The organism is Planktosalinus sp. (genome assembly GCF_059864935.1).
This window is the reverse complement of the sequence record NZ_JCBCCK010000182.1, coordinates 1-1,219: the sequence shown is the minus strand read 5'-3', so window position 1 is coordinate 1,219 and position 1,219 is coordinate 1. Positions and strand designations below refer to the sequence as shown.

Genomic DNA, 1,219 nt, shown 5'->3' with positions numbered 1-1,219 from the left:
CCCGTAAGGGTTTGCACCGCCACATTGTCAGGCGTTTGCTGCATGTTTTGAGCAACCACTGTCGCTTTGTTTTGTGGTGCTGAAACATTATAATGATACAAAAGTTTAAGTCGATACAAAAAATCACGGGTCTTTAAGTCCAGACCTAGTTCCACATTGGGCCCAAAATACCAATTGGTGCGGGCACTGTTGGAAACATATTCCGACAATCTAACATCTCCAAGTTCTGTTGACCCAGATCCAAAAGAAAGGTCTTCCAAATAATACAAGGCCTCCCAACCCAGCCCAACACTCAAACCCCAACGGTGGTTGAGTGGGTAGATGTATTCTGCAGTTATATTGAATTTGGCATTTTCATAAGGAGAATCACTAAATTCCACTTCAAAATCAAAATCAGCCGGTGTTTCAGCCGCCGGATAAAACTCATTGTAGGTTTCACTATAAAACCTGTAATATACCCCTAATCGAAGACTTAGGTTATTCTTGTGGTAAAAATTCCAATTAAACCCAAAATTAACAGGCTTGGGCGACAAATAATCAACCACCACCCCTTGGGTGGGTTTTCCGGTCACAAACATATAATCAAAGCCCACAGAAGGGCCCCAACCATAGTAAGTGCTAAAAAGTTCTTCAGCCGCAGTGTCGCGGTTGGGTTCCTGAGAAAAACTTAACCCCGTAACCAAAAGTACGGGGATAAGTATCAATTTTAATTTGGTTTTGTTCATTGGTTAGGTTAAAATTAAAAAAAAAGCATTCTTGAGAATCAACTTAATTAAACCGGAGGTCGCCATTGACTTGAGTTGTATTCAATTTTATTGAAAAACGGTATATTACAAAAACGGGGAGATAGGCTTAAGTGCGCGTTCGCTTGTGTGTGTGTGTGTGTGGTTGAGTCATTTAGTTGTGGCTTTCTCTTACTTTGCTATAAAATAAACTTAATAAATTATAGAGTCAGCCAAAGGGGGAACGCCGAGACTCAAGGCCAAATATATATAATTATTTTTTAAACAATCATAAAATATTAAGATTTTTCCTACAAAAATTCAAAAAAAAGGATAAATTACGTGTTTATACTTAATCCAGTTTATTATTCAATTTCCTCAATTTAATTCCCGTAAGCACTTTTTTGGTATAGAGCGGAAAATCTGCATTGAGCAACCAGCCAAAATATCCGGGTTCATTTTCAAGCACATCTTCTACCTTACTTCCCTTGTGTTTT

Annotated in this window: 1 protein-coding gene and 1 pseudogene; both read right to left on the bottom strand. The window is 38.3% G+C overall.

The features are described 5' to 3' along the window. Positions 1 to 725 (bottom strand): hypothetical protein (locus tag AC6F75_RS06720; RefSeq protein WP_500714186.1); only part of this gene is annotated, 725 nt, incomplete at its 3' end. A gap of 349 nt (positions 726 to 1,074) precedes the next feature. Beyond that, a pseudogene (locus tag AC6F75_RS06715) lies at positions 1,075 to 1,219 on the bottom strand (3'-5' exonuclease); the annotation flags it as partial.